We start from the raw sequence: 20,868 nt of genomic DNA, 5'->3' as shown, positions 1-20,868 counted from the left end.
AGGCCCCACTCACACGAACCGGATCAGCGCGGCCCGCGGGTGCCACGTCAGCTGCGACAAGTCGATACCACCGGGCACCTTGGACGCCTTAACCACCCCGTGCCACAGCAGCGCGGCCGGAACCCGTGTCTGCCCCGGCGCGAACGGCGCCTCGGCGATCACGAAGCCGCGCAACACCTGACGCCCGCAGTGCGCCTCCGGGTCATACGGCCCGTACAGGCCCGACTCGGCGACCTTGCCGACCGGCACTCCCGAGAAGACCCGGCCGTACGGGTCGCAGCCATCCCCGCACTCGTAGTGCACCCCTTCGGTGAACAGCGTCAGGTCGAGGGTGATCGTGTCGGTCTGGTCGGTGCCGTGCAGCGACGCCAGCCACTCCCGGTTGGCGGTCAGGTACTGCGAGGACTCAACAGGCTGAATGGACATGCTCTGTCTCCATGGACGATGCGGTCAGCTTCCGCACACCGCCCTCCAGGGCAGTGCCGTCCACGGGGAGAAGGGGCGTGGTCCCCTGTACGTGCTACCGGTCAGCTCGCGACGTCGCTGAACTCCGGGATCAGGCCACGGCGCTGGGCCATCTCCAGCCCGGCCGCACCCGGCTTCTGCGGCAACGCTGTCCGCGAGGGACCTCGTCCGGCCGGAGCGCCCGCCGGGGCCGCCGGTACCGAGCGGCGCACCTCGCCGAACAGCTCCGGCCGTCTGGAACGTAGGGCCTCGGCCGCCGCGTGTATCTGCGCCTCGTCGGCGTCCTCGTCATCGACGGCCAGTAGCCGCTCAGCGTCGGTGAGGTCGTCGCCTTCCGCACCCAGCGCCACCAGCGCCGCTCGGCGGATCGCCGCGCTCTCCCGTTCGGCGGCCAGTTCCTCACGGCGTGCGGCTTGCAGCTCCCGTTCGGCAGCGGCCTGCTCCCGTCGCTCGACCTCCGACAGCGCGGCCTGCTCAGCCTCCCGCTGCACGGTGACGAACTCCGTCAGGGCCTTCGGCGTATCGAACCCCAGAGTCGAGAGCAGCCGCTTGATCGCAGCACGTTCCCCCTGAGCCTTCTCCCGCGTGAGCATCTTGCCCAAGCGGTCCTGGGTGACGGTGACCTGCTGCTCCTGGCCGCCGTCCTCGGCGTCGTCCAGGCGCTCGTTCACCTCGTCCTCAGACGAGGCACCGAGAATCGGAAAGATCGGGCGCCCGTCACGGCGAAAACCGACAGGGTGGCGCGGCGGCAGGGGCCGGACCATACAACTCCTCCAGGTGCGCACCCCCGCGCTATCGATCAGTCTAGCCATGGCCGCCGACAGCACTACCGCTTACCGTCCGACGACTAAGTCCTGTCGTCAAACTTCCGTCTACCCCACGACGCCTGGCGTTCGATCGCTCGCTAGGTCAGCCGTGTGCCCGATGCGGCGCCACAGGACCGTAGACGGACGGCTTAACGTCATGCGGCAGGTGCAGCGCGGGGCAGTCCGGCTCATGTTGGATGAGACTGCAGCCGGTGCGGAGCCGGGAGGACGCACCCCCTTCCGTGAACAGGACTTCAGGAGGATACGTCTCGAACGGATCGCCGCCATAGTCGATAACGGCTGTTCCGTGATGATCGAGGCAGGTCCAGTCGATCTCCAGCCGCCAGCCGACCTCTTCAGCACCCACCGCCGGCTCGATCCAGAGTTGCTCCGGATCGACGGAGCTGATCGTCAGGGGAAAATCCACCCCCTCGGGCCTTAACTCCGGTTGGCCCGCCTCAAGGTCGAGGGAGAACTTCCTCGGCTCCAGAGGGCCGCGAATGTGGGCTCGATAGCAAGCCCGTCGTGGTTGGCGGCGAGAAACGATCACGGACCGGGCCCGGTGCAGGATCACCGCTCGCGTGGTCCGCGCCTGTAGCGTCACTACGTACACGCTGCCGCTCGGCGCCATGGGACGGGGCGGGGAGGCGTCCACGACGAGGTCCGCGTGCCACTCGCGCGGGTGGATTTCCACGCCGACGACGATCGGGTTCTCCAGGTCGCCGACATCGTCGCCCACGGTCGGGTGCACGTGAACGCCGCCAGCGATGCTGCCCGCTTGAATCAAGTTCCGATGCGTTCCACCAACCACGCTGTTGTTGGTACTCGGCGGTCCGCCCTGCTGGGTGACGCTCGGGACCCGCCGACGCTCCTCACCGGACAACGTCACCGGGACCCCGTGCAGCTTCTCCAGTACTTGACGCCCGACCTCGGCTGCCCGCACGAGGTCGTCTGGGAGATCGAGCGCGGCACGCCCGGCGTGGTAGACGGACTTCCGCAAGGACCGAAGCTCCGGCACCATCTCCTCTGCTGTCGACCTGTCGATCTTCGGGAACGCATGCGGCCACGTCACCGCCGAGGGAGTCAACACGCTTGCGAGAGACCCGATTCCCATGCTCAAGGCACCGAGGATATTCGTGGTGTAGTCGTCCAGGAAATCGACCAGTTCGGAGAGTTCGGCCGGACTGAGCGTCGTCTTGGGCGGGAAATCCGACATCACACCTCACAGCTGCATTTGCGGCCCAGGCAAGTGGTAACGCCACCCCAGTCACGTAGATTGCTCGTCAACTTGTTGCGACAGTACTCAACTTGGGTCAAGAAGGTGGGGAGCGACTGAAGCCCGTCCGCAGCCTTCCAGCCAACCGCGCTGTTCTTTTTAGGAGTTGTTGCGGCATCTTACGCCCACATCAGGAGCGAGGCGAGGGTGACGGCCGTCTGGTAGGACTCGGGCGTCTTGTTGTACCGGGTCGCGGTACCGCGCCATTGCTTGAGCCGGTTGAAACTCCGCGAGGCGATTCTTGCTGGTCAGGCCGCCCCTGGAACGTCGGAGGGGGGCTGCGCCCCCTTCTTCGGACCCCGGCGGCGTGCTGATGGCCACGCACCACGGTGGAGTCGACCGGGACCAGCCATTCAAGGTCGCCGACCCCGTCCGCCTGTACTTGGGCGGCCCGGAGCATCCGTTCGAAGGTGCTTGGCCCAGCGCCAGAACCGAGTGTGAAGCGTGGCCCACAACCCGAACCGCTCGAGCACGTCCCGCCAGGCCGTACCCGTACGGAAATTCCACACGATCCCGCTAAGAACCCTCCGGTCGCCCAGCCGCTTACGCCCATGCAATGAGGTTGGCAACAGCGGTCGAACGAACTTTCACTAGGCATCGGGCAATTCGTAACGATGTATTATCCAACTGCTGTGCGTCGCCCGAGATCGTCCTTTGACGACAAAGCCTGGTGCCGCCCGCTGGCAGACGCGAACCCGAATGGCACAGGCCGCCCGCCGCTGCTCCTCGACGGCTCTCCGCCTCCACCGACGTCGCGCCTCGGCTCCTCCTCGTCCCCCGACTCTTCATCCACATCCCCGCGGCGGGCCACTGCCTCCGCCATCCGTGCTGATGCCTCCTCCTGGGCCTTCGCGCGGATGCGCTCCACTTCCTCCGCCGCATCCTTGATCGGGTAGCCAGCTTCAACCAACATCGCCACCGCTGTCTCCAGCGAGATGACCCCGGCTCCGTACGCTTGGACGACCTCCTCAAGCACCGCAGCCCGGTCGGTCGGTGTGTGCGGCGCCCACGACAACCGCGCCGGGAGCGAGTCCCCGGCCGTCCAGCCCTCGGCCCGGCCCGCCTGGTACAGCCGCTGCACCATCTTGAACAGCAACCGGTACTTGTGCTCCCGGGCCAGACGCATCATCCCCACCAACGCGTCCAGTGGTCCGAGCGCCAGCTTCAGCGCGTACCCCGAGGGCACCTCCGAGGCGTCCAGCGTCCCCAGCCCGGCCGCCGTGACACGGCTGTTGGCCGCGATCCGGTCCAGCAGGTGCTCCACCCGGGAGCGCAGCTCCGCCAACTGTGGCGAGGTGTCCAGCGCGTCCATTCGCCCCGTCTCGCCGAGCTGCCAGACCGCGCCGGCCTGAACCGTCAGCTTCTCCGGTTTGCCCGTTGCCCGGTCCACCGGCAGCCGCGCGCCGGCCAGCCCGATGATCGGCGTGCCCGTCGTTGCCGATGCCGCCGAACTGTCCGAGTCCGTCGCCGCGAGCTCATCGAGCGCCTGCAACACCCGCGCCAGCACCGAACGCCCCCAGTGCTCCCCGCCATCCGGGATCGTGTTCGCCAGGTGTACGACCGGCACGAAGTCGATCATCAAATCCAGCCGATTCAGCTCCGTACCGTCCGCCCGCACCCGGTACGAGGCCTTGCCCAACGGCAGGCGATCCAGCGTCTCGCCGTTCTTCAAGTCGTCCAGCAGCCACTCGGCATCGGTGAGGTAGCACGTCACGTTAGAGGCCCGGCCGGGTTCCCACGGATACTGCCGCACCCCAGTCCCATCACCTTCTTCGCCGTCCCGGGAGACCGGCCCCAGCTCGTAGGTGACCCGCCGTACGCGGGCCTTCAACCCGGCCTCGTCATCCGCCGCCAACTCCCACGCCAGATGCACACGGCTCGGGAAATCGTCGTCCTCGTCGTCCCACTGCGGGAAGAAGAACCCCGGATCGTAGACCCGCAGCGTCGGCCGCCGCTTCTGCGGGTTCCACGCCAGCACCATCACCGAGTCCCCAAGAAGCACCGCCGCCCGCTCCGCCTGCTGCACCCGGAACGTCAGCAGCTCCTTGTCCGCCCACGCCCTCAGTCGCTCCTGCACCGCGGCAGCCTCCGCAGCACCCGGCGTCGGCGTCTCGTCGTCGGCGTGCTCCGCCCCCTCAACCGCGACCTTCTGCTCCGACCCCAGCAGATAGCCGAGCGCGGTGTCCACGAGGTTGGCAGCGTCACCCAACTCCCGCCGCTCCAGCGCCCCGACATCACCGCCGGCCGCAGAAAGCTGCCCGGCCTGGTTGTTGTCATACGACGCCAGCACCTTGTACGCGGCCAGCCGCCGCAACTCGTGCGGCGGCACCCACGTCCTGGCCAGCTCAGGAAACGCACGGCTTCCCGGGCGGCCAGCTTCAGCCATCACCGGCTTGTAGCTCAGCCACGACCATGCATCGATCACAAATTGGCGCAGGCCCATCGGGAACAGTTCCCTCCCGTTAACGGCCCCGCGCCGGGTCATCAGCGTAACGGCACGCCACTTGGCCTACGGCGGCCGCAAACGGCGTTGGTCACCCGCACCGGTTCAAACCCGATAAGCCCCAGCCCCCCATCCTGTTATGGTTGTGCCACCTCCGATGGCCTAGGCCGTGGCCTCACTGGACAGCAAGTCCCGAAGATCACGGAGCGGGCTACGGACATGAAACGGCGCCTGCCGCTCCCCAGTTTCCTACGCTCAGGAACGACAGACGCCGAATTGCAATACGTCACCAGCAGTGACAACAGCGGCCCCGCCTTTCAGGTGCGGGCCGTTCTGCTGTGCTCAGAAGAGGGCGACGATGGCGACAACGCCAAGGACGACGAGACCGACCAGAATCCTGCCGACCGTCTCACCAACCCCAGAGGCCATGCCTTCGAGGAACCGCTCCCGCAGCCGCGGAGTGCGGCGTTCACTGCTATGACGCTCCACCACTGCCTGCTGCTCGGCCCGGGGCTTGCGCCCATGGTCGAACGGTTCCTCCGGCTGGATGTCGGACGGAGCAAGCTCGGTCATGCCTCATACCTCTTCCCTCTCGCAGAAGCCGACTTGTCGTTGAAGCACCCGTAGCGGTGTCGGATTACGCACTACGAGAGCTCCGCCGACATACGGCTTCACGAAGGGAGCCACAGCCTATCGAGCCCGAGAGGCCAAGCTGCCAAAACCATCCGCAGAGGGTCCGGTATGTGATGGACTGCTCCTTTCCCTGCGGCAAGATGGTCCGTTCGAACTACAAGCGGTGCACAAAACTGCGACTCGGCCCTTTCGGGTCTGCACACCTCCTCCGGGCGGTCGCCCCATCCGAAGTACTCAACGCCGACCACTCAGCCGCTGGTCGTCGCCTCCACGCGGCGGCGGCATCGTCGGATCAAGGAACAGATCCCACAGCGCCCACACCGCGCTGTCGAGCAGGTCCGGCGAGTCCTCCGTCTCGCCCTGCCCGACGAACGTCGTCATCTGCTCCTCCAGCTCCGCGAACAGGCGCGCCGAGCCCACGTGATGCACACGCGCCTGCTCATACAGCTGCGCTGCCGGAGCCGCCCGCGCCCGCTTTCCACGGGTCGCGTGAACGATTCGCCAATTCACCGTTGGGTCGACCTGTTCCAGCAGAGCGGGCAGGTAGTCACCACCGTTGTTCGCCTCGATCACCACGCAGTCCGCCCGGTGCTCGTGATACAGCGCGGCGGCCCGCTTCATCGCCTGCGTCGGGGTGTGCCGATCCTGCTCGCAGTGCAGCAGATACCCGCGAGGCCGATCGTCACCGAACATCGTCTCCACCGGCCAGCCGCGCCCAGCGACGGTGAAGGCGGTCATGTCCGCGTTCTCATGGCTCTTGGTCGCCGGGTCGACGGCCACCACCAGGCGCTGAAGGTCCGGCAGGTGCTCCAGTCTGGGCCGGAAACCCTCGACTTCGAGCATCCACCCCTTCCACAAAGCGCCCTCGACGTCCTCCAGCAGCTCGCCGGACAGCTCCTGCCGACCCAGCCGGGTGCCGGCGTACTCCTCCTCCAGCTCCGCCCGCGCCGCCGGGCTCAGGTTCGCGTCGTTCTCCCGCATGTGCCCGCGGGTGAGCACTACCCGCGGCGGCTCCCCGCCCTCCCGGTGCGCCTTCTCCTGCGCCCGTCCGCGCTCAACCAGCCGCTTCACATGCGGAAGCGGCTTCGGCGTCGTGGAGACCACCACCTGCGGGGCTTCCGCCTCGCGGAGGCAGAACCACAGCATGTCGTAGACCTCCTGGGCGGTGTGGCGCGACCAGGCCGCGTACTCGTCACACCACGCCTTGTCGAACGCCCAGCCGCGCAGGTTGTCCGGCGTTTCCGCGCCGAAGCCCCGGATCAGCGTGCCGTTCTTCAGCCGCAGCGTCGTCTCGCCGAGCGACGAGTTGTACTTCGCCACGTCCCCGGGCGGGAACACCGATAGCAGCCCGGACTTCGGGGAGTCGAAGCAGATGTCCCGCACCAGCGTGGCATTCTTCGCCACCACCGCGATCTGCAATCCCGGCGTCTTCGCCCACTCCCGCACCGCCTCCGCAGCCGTCCGCGACTTCCCCCAGCCACGGCCGGTGAGCAGCATCCACACCGTCCACAGCCACGACGGCCGCCGCTGCGCCGCCCGCGCGTGATGGTGCAACCAGCCTTCATGCGGCAACCCATCGCAGTCCGGCACCTCACACGCCCACCGGCGCGCCGACAGCTCATCAGCCCGTACCAGCTCGGCAACCTCAGCCTTCAACTGCTCAAGGCTCATCACCCCGGGATCCGCGAGGCTGGCGATCATCTGCCGCTTGGCCCGGCCCCGGCTCACCGCATGCCCTCTGACAGCCGGCGCTCCAGCTCCCGCCGCAGCTGATCCATCCGGGCCCATCGCTCCTCATCCGTCAAGGCAGCAACATGCGTGCCCTGTTCGCCCACGCTCGTTTCAGCTCCGGACGGTTCCTCGCCGATCGCCCGCCGCTCGATCTCGGCCGCCACCTGGAAGTAGCGCAGCAGCTCGGACACGGACAGCTCGCGCGGATCGAGAGCCTGGAGCCTCGCCACCGCCTTCCCCAACACCGCCTGCGCGATCTTGGCGTGCCGACGGGCAACGTCACGTCGTGCCTGCCGCTGCTCTGCAAGGAACACCCGGTCCTGCTCGCGGTCGTACGCCGCCGCCCGCATCACCCAGGCGTACTGCCGCGACCAGCGAAAGAGCAGCGTGCGGCTTTTACCCAACTCTCCCGCAACCTTCGCTACACTCCGCGCCGCCCCCAGATCGCGGTAGGCCGCGAACGCCTCGAACGCCTGGGGCGACTCTCCACTCTGCCGCTCCCAGGGCTCTACGGGGCTCTCAGCCACCGCTCACCTCCTCGCCAGCGGCCGTCTCTAGTGCTCCCGTGCGGCCAGGACTTCCAGCGCCCGCCACGGTTCGTTCTCCGGCACGCTGCCCTCACGCACCAACCGGTCGATCACAGCCCGGATCGCGGCCGCCGTCTCCACCGGCACCGCCCGTACGCCGAACACCGTCTCCAGCGGCGCCGTTCCGCCTCGGTGCGCCTCTCCCGAGCCCGTGTCGAACCATCCCTCCGCCAGCTCACCCAGGTGCCGCTCGAACACCGCGAGGATCACGCCGAACGCGGTCGCGCTGTTGCCGACCTTGTACGCCGCACGAGAGGTCTCCAGCGCGTCCAGCACCGGCTCGTACTGCTCCAGGCCAGCCACCCACCGCTGATCAGCGGCGCCCGTGTCCCGAGCTGCGTCGAAGGCCGCCTCAGCACGTTCCAGCTCGTCGGGCAGGAACATCAGCTGCACGGAGGCGAAGTCGAGGTTCGCCTCCCCAAGGCTGGCCACATCGACCTTCTCCAACAGATCCAGTGTCTTGTCGTCCAGGCCCGTGTACTGCCGCCACTCCACCGACTCCAGCTCCTCGTACAGCTCCTTGAGGATGGCCGGGTCGTCCTGGCCCGCGATGGCGTTGTGCGAGAGCTGGAGCGCAATCTGCCGTTGGCGGGGCAACGGCTGGTCTATCTGCATCCACCAGATCTGCTCCAGTCCGGCCTCGATCGCCGCCAGCGTCCGATGGTTGCCGGACAGCACGATCAGGCGCCCGCTCTCGGTGTCGTTCCACACCAACGGAGTCGAGGTGAGGTGCCCATCCCGCTGGATGTTGGCCACCAGTTGCCGGAACTGCTCGTGCGGCAAGAACCGCGCGTTCAGGTCGAGCAGGGTCAGTGTGCGCGGGTCGCCCTGCACCATCTGCGGCGGGGCAAGCGGCGTCGTCTCCTCCATGGTCAGACCTCCGTCTGTGTCGTCCGGGCGCCCCACCGCTTCGCCCACTTCTCCAGGGCCTCGGCGAGCCCGTGCTCGCCCATCGCCCCCTGGTACTGGAGCTGGAACTTCCAGCCGTCCTCGTTCGACGGGCCGCGCTTGGTGAGCTTCAGCAGCCCGCGGTACTTCATCGACACCGGGTTGTTGCTGAACGCCGTGGTGGACACCGCGCGGATCCGGCGCGAGAAGGCCCGCTGGCACAGAAGCTGCGCCTCGGTGCTGGTCGCCGCCAGCACGATCAGCTTCGACAGGCGCGGGTAGTCTGTCGGCGCCACCGCGAAGTCGCTGAGCAGGTATGCCTCATCCGGGGTGTAGCTGCTGGGTGCCATCGCGAACACGCCCAGGATGCGCCCGGTCCCGTCCTTGACCGCGACCGCGAGGTTCGCCGCGCCTGGTGCGATGCGCGGGTTTAGGTACCGGGAGCGCAGCGCATTGAACTGGCCGGGTTTGAGCATCGCCAGCTTGATCGGTCCGACCAGTTCGTCACCGCAGCGCAGCCGGGGCGTCCTGACCGGCTCGATGGGCTGGCGGGGAGCGACAATCCGGGTGGGTGCCTCGCTGGCGTACACGTAGAAGGGAGCGGCGCGGGGAGTGGCCTTGATAACGCCGCGCAGGTACCGGTGCAGGTCGGGCACGTCGTGGTTGGAGGCGGTCAGCCAGTAGGGCCGGTCGGTGATCGCGCCGAGCACGTCCACCACATCAGCATCCGACAGCGGCTCGTACTCCGGGGAGTCCCAGGTGAAGTGCTCGTTCAGCGGCTCATACAGCTTCTCGTACCCGCCGCCGTAGAAAGGAGGGAAGGAGCACACAGGAGCATCGCGGGGCACCCTCTGGAGCCACGAGCGAACATCTTCGACCTCGTAGGAGGCCAGCTCGACATCGGAACCGGACAGCCGTTGCACCGTCTCCGCGTGCTTGGCCTCCCACTGCTCCCGATAGGAGCGCACCACCCGCTCGTGCCACAGTCCTTCGCGCCCCACGCTGGCGAGGAAGCGGGTGCCGAGCATGAGCGTGGCGACCGTTCCCACGCCGTCATCCAGGGAACCAGCCAGCCAGCCGAGATGTTCTGTGCTCTCCTCGCGCAGCCGGATGCCTACGGGCTGGCGGGTGAGCCACCGGCCGATGGCCGTCGTGTAGATCGAGACGTCCGAGGAGTGGAGCGCGAAGCCCATGCCAGCCACACTGCGCTCGATCGTGAAGTTTCCGCAGCACGGGACGTAGACGTCTCCGCACGGCCAACTTCCGGCGGTCTCGCGCACGATGGCGCGCATGGGGCCCGGGATGGTGCCCTGGAACATCTCTCGCCTCCTGGGTACTGCGATAACGAGGAACGACAACGCAAATGCCGGGCCGGGCGCCGTGCTGGAACCTAACACAAGAAGCAAATGACATCTCTCAAGAATGTCATCTATCCATGGTCCCTCGTCTGGTACCCCGAAAGCGGGTCCGCCCCCACGTCGGTGGAGAGCACGGCGACTCGGCTACCTTCACGTCGAACCTCCAGCGGTCCGCCCCCACGCCGGTGGGGAGCACCTCGATGAGCGTCTCGCTGTACGGCATGTGGGGCGGTCCACCCCTGCGTCGGCGGGGAGGACGAGGACTCCCGGATCCGTACGAGCACTGGAACCGGAACACCCCCGCGTCAGCGGGGAGGACGGACTACCGGGCCGGATCACCTTCACTGTCTACGGAACACCCCCGCGTCGGCGGGGAGGACTGGACCTGCGGAGCGTCGAGGAACATGAACGTCGGAACACCCCCGCGACGGCGGGGAGGACTACGGCTCAAGCGCGGTGTCCAGCGCCCACGACGGAACACCCCCGCGACGGCGGGGAGGACCAGGTCGCCGACAGCGCGGAGGTCCGTGCTGTCGGAACACCCCCGCGACGGCGGGGAGGACCGGTTGGTCGACGCCGTAAGCGCCAGACCGGTCGGAACACCCCCGCGATGGCGGGGAGGACCAGCGTGTCCTTGGCCGCTTCGCGGGTGTCGGCGGAACACCCCGGCGTCGGCGGGGAGGACTGTGCAAGCAGGCACTGGTCGGCGACCCATGACGGAACACCCCCGCGACGGCGGGGAGGACCAGTTGTCCCACGGCTCCAGGTGCATCGGCTTCGGAACACCCCCGCGTCGGCGGGGAGGACCCTGCGTAACCGCACCGTACCCGTGCGTAACGCGGAACACCCTCGCGTCGGCGGGGAGGACGCCACCGGATTCGTCGCCGGCACCATCACCGCCGGAATACCCCCGCGACGGCGGAGAGGACGTCTCAGACTCCACGTCGGTGCCCCACCCTGACGGAACACCCCCGCGTCGGCGGGGAGGACAGGCCCTGCTGGTCGGTCTCCGGCGGCACGCGCGGAACACCTCCGCGTCGGCGGGGAGGACGTGCGCTCCTTCCGGGAGGTACGGCCGCCCGTCGGAACACCCCCGCGTCGGCGGGGAGGACCGGGTGACCTGCTTCCCATGCGCAGCCCGGACCGGAACACCCCCGCGTCGGCGGGGAGGACGAGGTGGCCGAGTGCCACGACTGCGGCCTGATCGGTACACCCCCGCGTCGGCGAGGAGGACCGGAGACGGACCACAGCCCGCTCCATCTCATGCGGAACACCCCCGCGTCGGCGGGGAGCACCCGGCCGTGGCGGATGAAGGCGGGCCCATCGACGGAACACCCCCCGCGTCGGCGGGGAGCACACGTAGCCAGTGTCGATGGTGGGCCGGACCTGCGGAACACCCCCGCGACGGCGGGGAGGACACCATGGTCAGGAGTCGCTCGTCGTTCTCCTGCGGAACACCCCCGCGACGGCGGGGAGGACCGCCAGCACGCCTTCCTCACCGAGGACCCCGACGGAACACCCCCGCGACGGCGGGGAGGACGCGGCCGGGGCCGGTGCTTTGGGGTCCATCTCCGGAACACCCCCGCGACGGCGGGAGGACCACCAACTGGCGCGGGAGCCGTTGCGAGATGCCGGAACACCCCCGCGACGGCGGGGAGGACGCCGAGGTTGCAGGCGTCCTCGTACGGCTGGCCGGAACACCCCCGCGACGGCAGGGAGGACGAACACCCTGCCCCGGCTCCAGCGCGGCGAGCCGGAACACCCCCGCGTCGGCGGGGAGGACCTGTGACTGGTCTCGATATGAATGCCGCCTATCGGAACACCCCCGCGTCGGCGGGGAGGACCGTACCAGCGCGCCGAACACGGGTCTCGTCGGCGGAACACCGCCGCGTCGGCGGGGAGGACGACCCCCGGCTGCATGACGTCCTGGTCGCCGACGGAACACCCCCGCGTCGGCGGGGAGGACCTGTGCTCGATCAGGTCCTCACGGGTGGCCCACGGAACACCCCCGCGTCGGCGGGGAGGACCCCGTGGTATCGGTGGCGAGCAGCAGCTTCGGCGGAACACCCCCGCGTCGGCAGGGAGGACCCTGCGTCCGGGCATGCCGGACGTCCGCCCATCGGAACACCCCCGCGACGGCGGGGAGGACAGCCAGCCGCCGCTGTCGTAACCCTTGGGGGTCGGAACACCCCCGCGACGGCGGGGAGGACCACAACGGCTGGTCGGTGGAGCAGCCCGGCGACGGAACACCCCCGCGACGGCGGGGAGGACTTTCTGACCTGCGGCTTAAGAACGACTTTGCTCGTTCTTTGCTACGTCGGGTGAGGTAAAACGCTTCGGGGACTGCACCATGCCCACTTTATCCAAGGCACGTTCGGGAAGGGCGACGCTCGACGGGAAGGCCGTCGGAGGACAGCAGTCGGGTCAAGGTGTCAGTGGCGGGTGCTTGGATCGGTCGGCGGAGCGACCTCCCACCGTGTGGCGGGACGCGAGCCAGTGTTGAAGTGGGAGGAAAACGCCATGATGCGCGAGCAGGATGCGCTGGATGAGTCTGCGTGGGGGAAGTCGCGGGGCCTGGATCCGGAGTGGCCTCCGTATCCGCTGGCGAGGCATCTTCTTGATGCGGTGGCGATGGCGTTGCATCTGTGGGACGTCTACCTGTCGGAGAACCAGCGGGTCCGGATTGCCGAGGGGATGGGGCTGGGGAGCGAGCTGGAGCGTGCCCGGGCTCTGGTCGGGCTGTGTGCCGGGCTGCACGACATCGGCAAGCTCTCGGGGTTCCAGTTTTGTTCACGGCATGGTGTCCAGCACCTCAGTGCGGCGTTGCGTGCGGACAGCGAGGAGATGAGCGCGGATCGTGTCGGCCACGATGTCGCTGGTATGGCGGCTGCGGCAGAGGTGCTGTTGGCGCTGGGTTTCGAAGAGGACGAGGAGCAGAAGGTCGCTCAGCGGCTGGCCGAGATCATCGGTGGCCATCACGGCCGTTTCCACCAAGTCGAGGACAGTGTCGATCCGGGCTTCCTCGGTGGGGAGGCGTGGAGTCGGCAGCGTGTCGCGCATGCCGTCGCGGTGCATGAGGTGTTGGGGTTCCCGGTGGCGCCGGAGTCGTTCAAGGCGCCGGCCGCGGTGCTGGTGACTGGTGTGGTGATTCTTGCAGACTGGCTGGTGAGCCAGGAGACCTACCTAAGGCGACGTCAGCGGGAACCCGAGCCGTCACTGGTCGAGCATTTCCGCCGTTCACAGGTGGATGCGCCTCAACTTCTTGGAGATGCCGGGCTGGCTCCGGTGTCGTTGGAGCGCAAGGAGTTCGCCGAGGCGTACGGCATCATCGGCGAGCCGAACCCGTTGCAGCGATCGGTCATGGACGAGTTGCCGACGGCAGTCGGGGAGGGGGAGCGTGGTGGGATTCTGCTGGTGACCGCGGCGCCGGGGGACGGGAAGAGCGAGACGGCGCTGGAGGCCGAACGGGTCCTGTCACAGAGGTTCGGGACGCGGGGGTATGCGTTTCTACTGCCGACGATGGCCACAAGCGATCAGATGCATGGTCGGGTCACCAAGGCTCTGCTGAATCAGTCGGGTCAGGACGCTGGGCTGACGCTGGTCCACAGTATGGCCTGGCTCAACAGTGCCTACGCCGATGAGGGCCTTGCGGGTGAGGCGGTGGTGACCTGCGACGGCGATGAGGTTGCGGCCGGGCACCACCGCAGGGAGGCGGACATGCGGCCGCAGCGGTGGCTGCGCGGGGCCAAGCGGCCGCTGCTGGCGCAGTTCGCGGTCGGCACAGTCGACCAGGCGCTCATGGCGGTTCTGCCGGTGCGGCACAACGCGCTGCGCCTGCTGGCGTTGTCGGGCAAGACGTTCATCGTGGACGAGGCACACGCCTACGACCCGTACATGCAGGTGCTGTTGGGCCGGTTGCTGAACTGGCTCGGAGCGTACGGGGTGCCGGTGGTGCTGTTGTCGGCGACCCTGCCGGCTTCGGTGAGCGACCGGTTGGTCAAGGAGTATTTGCAGGGCGCGGGTCACTCGACAAAGGCGTTGCGCAAGCGGGTGTTTCCGGCCCCGTACCCCGGATGGCTGTACGTGGACGCTGAGAGTGGCCGGTGCACGCAGATGTCGCAGGCTCGGCGGCAGGAGCAGGCCCGCGCCCGGCGCATGAGGCTGGGCGTCACGGTGGAACGGGTCGTGCACGGTTCGCAGGGAGGGTCTCGGAACCGGATGGCGGTGATCGAGCGGCTGGTACAGCCGGTGGCCGAGGGGGACGGTGGCACAGCCCTGGTGGTGTGCAACACGGTCGGCGACGCGCAGGAGACGTACCGGCGGCTGTGCAGAAAATTCGACCGGCGCTCCCATGCCGAGGGAGGGAGTGTGCAGCTGCTCCACGCTCGCTTCCCGGGGGACGTGCGCGAGCAGCGTACGCGTGACGTCACCGACGGTCTGGGGCGCAAGGGCCCGAGGCCACGGCGACGGATTGTCGTTGCTACGCAGGTTGTTGAGCAGTCGCTCGACCTGGACGCCGACATTGTGATCAGCGACCTCGCGCCGCTGTCCCTGCTGTTGCAGCGGGCTGGCCGGTGCTGGAGGCACGAGAATCACTGGGCCCGTTACGGATATCCCGAGGGGGGTGGGCGCCCGGCGTGGGCTGATGGGCCGCGCCTGGTCGTGCTCGACCCGATGGCTGGCGGCGGGAAGGTGCCGGTGCAGTGGGGCGAGGTGTATTCCGAGTTTCTGCTCGGCGCCACCTCCCGGAAGCTTGCGGAGCTCGAGGACGGGACCATTTCCGTCCCGGACGATGTGCAAGCACTTGTGGAGGCTGTCCACGGTGACGGCGAGCAGTTCGACTGGGATGACCCCGGCAGCCCTGCGGGGAAGGCGTGGGTGGCTCACAAGGGCAAGGAGACGGCCGAGCGGAGCATGGCCGGCCTGCGGGCTGTCTTCCGTGCGCGACAGGTTGCCCAGCTTGTCGACCTGCATCATCTGGAAGGCGAAGAGGACGAGTGGGAACTGTCCACCCGGCTCGGTGCCGACTCGGTCCGCCTGCTGTGCGCCTTCGTCCAGGAGGACGGGCGCGTGACACTCGACCCGGAGGGCAAGGAGTCGCTGCCATCAGCATCTGAGGGAGAGCGCGTGTCGGCCGCAGCTGTGCGCAAGGTGATGCGTCGCACGATTCCTGTGCGTTTCGACTGGCTTCACAGCCCGGACGGGGACGGTGTGAGTCCGCCGGGGTCCTGGATGGAACACCCGATGCTGGGGGACCTCCGCGTCCTTTATCAGCCGGTGCAGGCAGGAATCGTCCAGACAGTGCACGTCGGCGACAAGACACTGCGCCTCGACGCGGACCTTGGCCTGGTTCGCGGTTGACGGACGTGGCCCGGCGAAACACCCCCACATCGGCAGGGGGCATGCCCGATCCCGAAGTTCGGAGGCACGTGCCCACGGAGAGGCCACCGGGAGAGACGGCGATGGGCCTCGACAGCACCCAGGAGCAAGGCCGCTACAGAACCCTACCGTGACAGGGTCTGGCTTCATGCCGATGACGATCGCGATGGACGGACCGACTCCCCGTCGCTGGCGCCGAGATATATCGAAGCGCCGCCGCGCTTCGCAAGCTGATCTCTTCCCCAGGCCCCTACCTTTCGACCTTCATGAAGCAGCTGCGAACACCTCCGAGTGATGCGATTACTGAGACAGGCCCCGATTGTCAGTGGTGCCTGTTTGAATGCCATTACGACGCCCGAGCGGTCAGTTGGGGGGCTTTGCCGTGCATGCGTCGTGAAGATCCGTTTTCCTGAAGGGGGGATGTCATGACTGGGGGGTTCGACCTGAGGAATGAGCCCTGGATTCCGGCCCGTCTGCTGACCGGGGAGTCGGCGCGCTTTGGGCTACGGGCGTTGTTCAAGCGCGCCCACGAGATCGCGGACTTGGAGCTGCCGGTGCCGCCGGCGGCGGCCGGTCTGATGCGCATCCTGGCCGTCATGGCGGCCCGGATCGCCGCGAACGGCGGAGTACGACTCGACGACGCCGAAGTCGCCGAGGACATCGATGACTGGCTGGCATTGCGCCTGCGGGTCCTCAAGGCCGGCCGGTTCGATCCGGATGCGGTGGACGGCTACTTCGACAAGGAGGTGCCGTCGGGCCGGTTCGACCTGTTCGACTCCGAGCGGCCTTTCATGCAGGACCCGAGGCTGCGTGCAGAGTGCGTGGACGCCAAGGGCGGTCCGAATCCGTCCGGCGTGAACAAACTGGTGATGGGCCGTCCGACGGGCATCAACGGGGCAGTGCTGTTCGGACATTTCACCGACACCGCTCCCGAGCCGGTTCCGGCCGCAGAGGCTGCCTGGCATCTGATCGCGCAGCTGTACTACGGCCCGTCCGGACAGTGCACGCCGCGGCGGATCACCAGTGTGCGGGCGGGCAGCGGAGATGCGGCGCCGCTACGGAAGACCGTGTCGTACTTCGCTTGGGCGCCGGACCTGTTCACCACTCTGGTGCTGGCGGTGCCGAGCCCACAGGCCGAGGTGGACTGGGAGTCCGACGACGCCTGCCCGTGGGAGGAGGATGACCTCGGCGTTCCGTTGCGGCCGCTCCCGCCGATCACGTGGCCGGGCAGGATGCTGACTGGTCGGTTCCGTCACGCCGTTCTGCTGGTGCCGTCGCCGGATGGCCGGTCGGTGACCGACGCGTACCTCACGTGGTCCACGCACGAGCCGCCCCGGCAGGTGCGGGATCCCTTCCAGATCCTGGACCGGAGGAAGGACGGGGAGTTCCAGCCGCGGGAGGCCGATGGAGCCCGGGCTCTGTGGCGGGACCTGGACGCGCTGCTGCTGAAGGACAGCCGACAGGACACTCAGCGGCCGCCGTCCTTGCAGGGCCTGCCGCGGACACTGCTGCCTGCTCTGCGGGTGCGCGCCTACGGCTTCGACCAGGACGGCCAGCAGAAGGACAGCGTCTGGTTCCGCTCGACGACTCCGCCGGTCCTGCGGTGGCTGGAGGAGAACGACGCGGAAATGGCACACCACATCAGACGCTGCCACGCCTCGGCCGAGCAGGTCGGTGACCGGCTCGATTGGGCTGCGAGGGTTGCTTGGAAGATCGCCACGGATACCGCCGTCGACCTCTCGCCCAAGGCGAAGATCAAGCTCGATGCGCGCAAGCCCGGCCCGTGGGCATCCGCCGCGCTCACCCGGTACTGGCCCACGGCCGAAGAGGAGTTCTGGCAGCTGGCCAAGCCGGAGCGGTGCGCCGATCAGGTCGTCAAGCCGTTCGTCCACGCGGCTATGACCGCGCTTGACGAGGCGATCGGCCCGGCGAACCGGGCAGACATCCGGGTGGCGCGCGCCCGTCACCGGGCTCGCTCGCTCCTCCTCGCCCTGCTCGACCCCCAGCCCGCCTCAGCCAGCTGACGTTCTCGCTCGCCGGTTCCCTTTTCACGCTGGCCGTGCGGTCGGCGAGTTCAGCCCATCACCATGCCTCTGACCAGGAATGTCTCATGACCGATTCCGCGGCGGCCCCTGCTCCGCCCAAGTACGACAAATTCGTTTCCTACGTCCACAGCCTGTGCCAGGACAACAGGCAACGGGCCGAGCTGCGCAGAGGTCTGGGCCTGCCAGTCGAGCGGTGCAACTACATGCACCGCCACCTGGTTCCGTGGCTCCGTGACAACGACAACCACGGTTACGGCGATGTGCGGCGCGCCTACTACGGCGTCGCTTCACTGATCGCGGCGCGCCCGCGCAGTGCCCGCCAGGACACCCCCGGGGACACCAGCGCCACCGCCTGGCATCAGCGCCCCAACCTGGGGGCCTCGCTCGGTCAGGCCGTCGCCAAGGGCGTCTTCAAACCGAACACGGCGGAAGGCGCCCTGCACCTGATGTCCCGGCAGAGCAGCGACGCCGTCCACCGGAGCCTGCCCGCCTTGCTCGCACAGCTCACCGGCGGCGGCATCACGGTCGACTGGGCGGTCCTGCTGAAGGACCTGTCCTGGTGGAACCACGACCGCGACCGCATCGCCACCCGCTGGCTCGACAGCTACTTCCGCACCGACACCGGTGAGGCCGACCCCACCACCGATCTTCCCGAGGAGAACAAGCGATGACCCTCTACCTGGACCTGAGCGCCCTGCAATCGGTGCCGGTCGCCAACCTCAACCGCGATGACCTCGGCTCGCCCAAGCAGGTCCGCTACGGCAACGCGCTGCGAATCCGGGTCTCCAGCCAGTCCTGGAAGCGTGTCATCAGGCACGGCGTCGAGCAGGACCTCGGAGAGAAGGCCGCCCGCACCCGCATGGTGCCCGTGAAGGTGCAGCAGGCGCTACAGAAGGCGGGCTGGCAGGCAGAGTTGGCCGCGTTCGCCGGAGCCCAGGTCGCAGCGAGCGCCGGCAAGAAGGGCATTGGCACGGAGAAGGCCGGCCACACCTCGGTACTGCTGTTCCTGCCCGAGGCCGCCATCGAGGAACTCGCCGTGGTGTGCACCGAGCACCGGGAGGCTCTCGAGAAGGGCTTGGAGGCGCAGCAGACGGCCAAGGAAAAGACCAAGGCCAAGGGCAAGGAGGACCCTGGCCAACTGCTGCCCCCGAACCGGATCGAGACGATCCTCAAGCAGCGCACCGCCTCCATCGGCCTGCTGGGCCGCATGCTCGCCGAACTCCCCGACGCCAACGTGGATGGCGCCGCCCAGGTCGCACACGCCTTCACCACCCACGCGGCCGAGCCACAGCGCGACTACTTCACCGCGGTCGACGACTGGCTCGGTGAAGCCGAGACCGGCAGCGGCCACCTCGACACCGCAGAGTTCAGCGCCGGTGTCTTCTACCGGTACGCGACCGTCAACATCACCGACCTGCTGAAGAACCTCGAAGGCGATGCCAAGGCCGCCCAGACCGTGCTCGCCTCCTTCGCCGAACACTTCCTGCTGTCCCTGCCGCAGGCCAAGAAGAACAGCACCGCCCCGCACACCCTCCCCGACCTCGCCTACCTCGCGGTGCGCGAACACCGGCCGCTGTCTCTGGCCGCGGCCTTCGAGACCCCGGTCGCCTCGGACATCCAGGGCGGCTTCTCCCGCCCCTCCCGCACCGCGCTGGACGCCTACACCCGCAACATCAACCGCCTGACCGGCGAGCGCAACCGGCCCTTCCACGGACACACCGTCATCGACCCCGAGGAGAAGTTCACCGGCCTCGGCCAGGCGCACGCCTCCTACCACCAGCTCATCGAGGCCGCCGTGGACGCAGCCCTCCCCGCCTCCGGCTCGGACGCGGAGGGGCAGCAGTGAGCGGACTGCTGCTGCGGCTGGCCGGGCCCCTCCAGTCCTGGGGGGAGCGGTCGGTTTTCACCCCCGTGCGGGACACCGCCGCCTTCCCCACCCGTTCGGCACTGATCGGGATGTTCGCCGCCGCCCAGGGAATCGGCCGCGGCGACGGTGGCCTGGACCGGTATCAGGACGTGCGGCTCACCGTACGGGTGGACCGTCCTGGCGTGCGGCTGGTGGATTACCACACGGTCGGCGGCGGCTTCCCCAAAGCCCGCACCGCCGCCACCAGCGGTGGCGGCAACAAGGGCGCGGCCGTCGTCACCCGCCGCCACTACCTCGCCGACGCGGTGTTCGTCGTCGCCGTCAGAGCACCCGACGACACGGTCGAACAGCTCGCCCAGGCGCTGCGCCGCCCTCACTGGGCGCCCTACCTCGGCCGCCGCTCCTGCGCACCGGACGAGCCGTTCCTCCTGCGCAGCCACATCGACGACCCGGAGAGAGAACTGCGCACCGCGGTCCCCCTCAGCCGCACCTCGTCCCGCCAGGAGGAAGGCGACACCATCGCGGTGGAGTTCCTCCACGAACAGCCGCCCCGCGACGGGGCGGCCGATGCCATAGACATCAACGACGTCCCGGTGAGCTTCGCCCAGGAAGGACGTACTCACATCGGCCGTCGCCTTTATCGCACCGTGGAGCCGGTGCACCGAGACCTGGCAGGCCCTCAGCACACCCTGCTCACGCGCCTGATCGACTACGCCCACGCCGAGGGAAGCGCATGAACGACCACCCGGTGATCGCTCGGATCCGCCTCAACCCCTACAGCCGTGAGGTGCAGAGGGACCTGCGCGACGCCACCCAGATGCACAAGACGGTAATGCGGATGGTCCCAGATGGCCTCGGCGACTCGCCACGCCAACGGGCAGGCGTCCTCTATCGCCTGGACGAGACCGACACCTCCAGCACCCTCCTCGTCCAGGCCGCCCAGCTCGCCCCCTCCCTCCTGCCCAGCGGATACGGGCAGGCCGAGACCAAGAGCCTGACGCCGATGTTGACCGCGTTGCGCAAAGGGCTGGCAGTGCGCTACCGCATCGTCCTCAACCCCGCCAAACGGGAACGGCTCTCCCTGGAAGAAAAAGGAAAACGCGGCCGCATCGTGCCGCTGTCCGGCGCGGACGCCGACCAGTGGTGGCTGCGACGCGCCACCGACGCCGGCCTCCAGCCGCACATCCTGACGCCCACCACCATGCAGCCGGTCCGCCCCCGAGGACAGAACACCCCCGGGATGAGGCACAGCCTCATTCGCTACGACGGAACAGCCACCATCACAGACCCCGATGCTCTGCGCGACGCCGTACTGAACGGCATCGGACGCGGAAAACCCTACGGTGCCGGACTCCTCAGCCTTGCCCCCTCCACCACCGCATGAGCGCGC

General features: G+C 68.4%; 16 protein-coding genes, 1 pseudogene and 1 CRISPR repeat array. Of the genes and pseudogenes, 6 read left to right on the top strand and 11 right to left on the bottom strand.

Translation table 11 applies throughout. The features are described 5' to 3' along the window. Positions 1-9 precede the first annotated feature (9 nt). The 11 genes and pseudogenes from ACMTAK_RS33815 to ACMTAK_RS33765 all read right to left on the bottom strand — a co-directional run bounded on the left by ACMTAK_RS33815 (position 10) and on the right by ACMTAK_RS33765 (position 10,148). A complete protein-coding gene (locus tag ACMTAK_RS33815; protein WP_413809668.1) occupies positions 10-426 on the bottom strand; it encodes a head decoration protein in 417 nt (138 codons plus the stop codon). A 101-nt stretch (positions 427-527) separates the two neighbouring features. After that, positions 528-1,136, bottom strand: a complete 609-nt coding sequence (locus ACMTAK_RS33810) for a hypothetical protein (RefSeq protein ID WP_413809667.1) — start codon at positions 1,134-1,136, stop codon at positions 528-530. Between the two features lie 238 nt (positions 1,137-1,374). Next, positions 1,375-2,487 (bottom strand): hypothetical protein, encoded by a 1,113-nt coding sequence (locus tag ACMTAK_RS33805; RefSeq protein ID WP_413809666.1) that lies wholly within the window; start codon positions 2,485-2,487, stop codon positions 1,375-1,377. A 300-nt stretch (positions 2,488-2,787) separates the two neighbouring features. After that, a pseudogene (locus ACMTAK_RS33800) lies at positions 2,788-2,908 on the bottom strand (IS5/IS1182 family transposase); the annotation flags it as partial. Beyond that, positions 2,901-3,119 carry a transposase gene (locus ACMTAK_RS33795; RefSeq protein ID WP_413813078.1) on the bottom strand — a complete coding sequence of 73 codons (219 nt, stop codon included), beginning with the start codon at positions 3,117-3,119 and terminating at the stop codon, positions 2,901-2,903. The pseudogene ACMTAK_RS33800 and the gene ACMTAK_RS33795, both read right to left, overlap by 8 nt. Positions 3,120-3,166: 47 nt before the next feature. Beyond that, a complete protein-coding gene (locus ACMTAK_RS33790; RefSeq protein ID WP_413809665.1) occupies positions 3,167-4,990 on the bottom strand; it encodes a phage portal protein in 1,824 nt (607 codons plus the stop codon). A gap of 342 nt (positions 4,991-5,332) precedes the next feature. Further along, complete coding sequence (locus ACMTAK_RS33785) at positions 5,333-5,563, bottom strand: hypothetical protein (RefSeq protein WP_364011305.1); 231 nt, start codon at positions 5,561-5,563, stop codon at positions 5,333-5,335. A 294-nt stretch (positions 5,564-5,857) separates the two neighbouring features. Then, on the bottom strand, positions 5,858-7,351 hold the full coding sequence (locus ACMTAK_RS33780) for a phage terminase large subunit family protein (protein ID WP_413809664.1): 1,494 nt from the start codon (positions 7,349-7,351) through the stop codon (positions 5,858-5,860). Then, positions 7,348-7,881 carry a hypothetical protein gene (locus ACMTAK_RS33775; protein WP_413809663.1) on the bottom strand — a complete coding sequence of 178 codons (534 nt, stop codon included), beginning with the start codon at positions 7,879-7,881 and terminating at the stop codon, positions 7,348-7,350. The genes ACMTAK_RS33780 and ACMTAK_RS33775 overlap by 4 nt, the downstream gene beginning before the upstream one ends. Before the next feature lie 27 nt (positions 7,882-7,908). Further along, positions 7,909-8,811, bottom strand: a complete 903-nt coding sequence (locus ACMTAK_RS33770) for a ParB N-terminal domain-containing protein (protein WP_413809662.1) — start codon at positions 8,809-8,811, stop codon at positions 7,909-7,911. A 2-nt stretch (positions 8,812-8,813) separates the two neighbouring features. Further along, positions 8,814-10,148, bottom strand: a complete 1,335-nt coding sequence (locus ACMTAK_RS33765; RefSeq protein WP_413809661.1) for a putative antirestriction adenine methyltransferase — start codon at positions 10,146-10,148, stop codon at positions 8,814-8,816. Positions 10,149-11,575: 1,427 nt separating this feature from the next. Beyond that, positions 11,576-12,458: direct repeats of the CRISPR family, unit length 29 nt; unit sequence CGGAACACCCCCGCGACGGCGGGGAGGAC. A gap of 249 nt (positions 12,459-12,707) precedes the next feature. On the opposite strand from ACMTAK_RS33765, the gene cas3 reads away from it, so the two are divergent. From cas3 to cas6e, 6 genes are all read left to right on the top strand, one after another. Next, on the top strand, positions 12,708-15,548 hold the full coding sequence (gene cas3, locus ACMTAK_RS33760; RefSeq protein WP_413809660.1) for a CRISPR-associated helicase Cas3': 2,841 nt from the start codon (positions 12,708-12,710) through the stop codon (positions 15,546-15,548). Positions 15,549-15,991: 443 nt separating this feature from the next. Continuing rightward, positions 15,992-17,590 (top strand): type I-E CRISPR-associated protein Cse1/CasA, encoded by a 1,599-nt coding sequence (gene casA, locus ACMTAK_RS33755; RefSeq protein WP_413809659.1) that lies wholly within the window; start codon positions 15,992-15,994, stop codon positions 17,588-17,590. Positions 17,591-17,676: 86 nt separating this feature from the next. Further along, on the top strand, positions 17,677-18,282 hold the full coding sequence (gene casB, locus ACMTAK_RS33750) for a type I-E CRISPR-associated protein Cse2/CasB (RefSeq protein ID WP_413809658.1): 606 nt from the start codon (positions 17,677-17,679) through the stop codon (positions 18,280-18,282). Continuing rightward, entirely contained in the window at positions 18,279-19,457 is a 1,179-nt protein-coding gene (cas7e, locus tag ACMTAK_RS33745) for a type I-E CRISPR-associated protein Cas7/Cse4/CasC (RefSeq protein WP_413809657.1), read from the top strand. The genes casB and cas7e overlap by 4 nt, the downstream gene beginning before the upstream one ends. Further along, the gene (gene cas5e / locus ACMTAK_RS33740) at positions 19,454-20,215 is read left to right on the top strand and encodes a type I-E CRISPR-associated protein Cas5/CasD (protein ID WP_413809656.1); all 762 of its coding nucleotides are present in this window, start codon (positions 19,454-19,456) and stop codon (positions 20,213-20,215) included. Before cas7e ends, cas5e begins: the two co-directional genes overlap by 4 nt. Further along, the gene (gene cas6e / locus ACMTAK_RS33735; RefSeq protein ID WP_413809655.1) at positions 20,212-20,862 is read left to right on the top strand and encodes a type I-E CRISPR-associated protein Cas6/Cse3/CasE; all 651 of its coding nucleotides are present in this window, start codon (positions 20,212-20,214) and stop codon (positions 20,860-20,862) included. Before cas5e ends, cas6e begins: the two co-directional genes overlap by 4 nt. The last annotated feature ends 6 nt before the right edge of the window (positions 20,863-20,868 follow it).

It is taken from the genome of Streptomyces lacaronensis (assembly GCF_047337785.1).
GTDB classification, from domain to species: Bacteria; Actinomycetota; Actinomycetes; order Streptomycetales; family Streptomycetaceae; genus Streptomyces; species Streptomyces lycopersici.
This window is presented reverse-complemented; position numbering and strand designations above follow the sequence as displayed.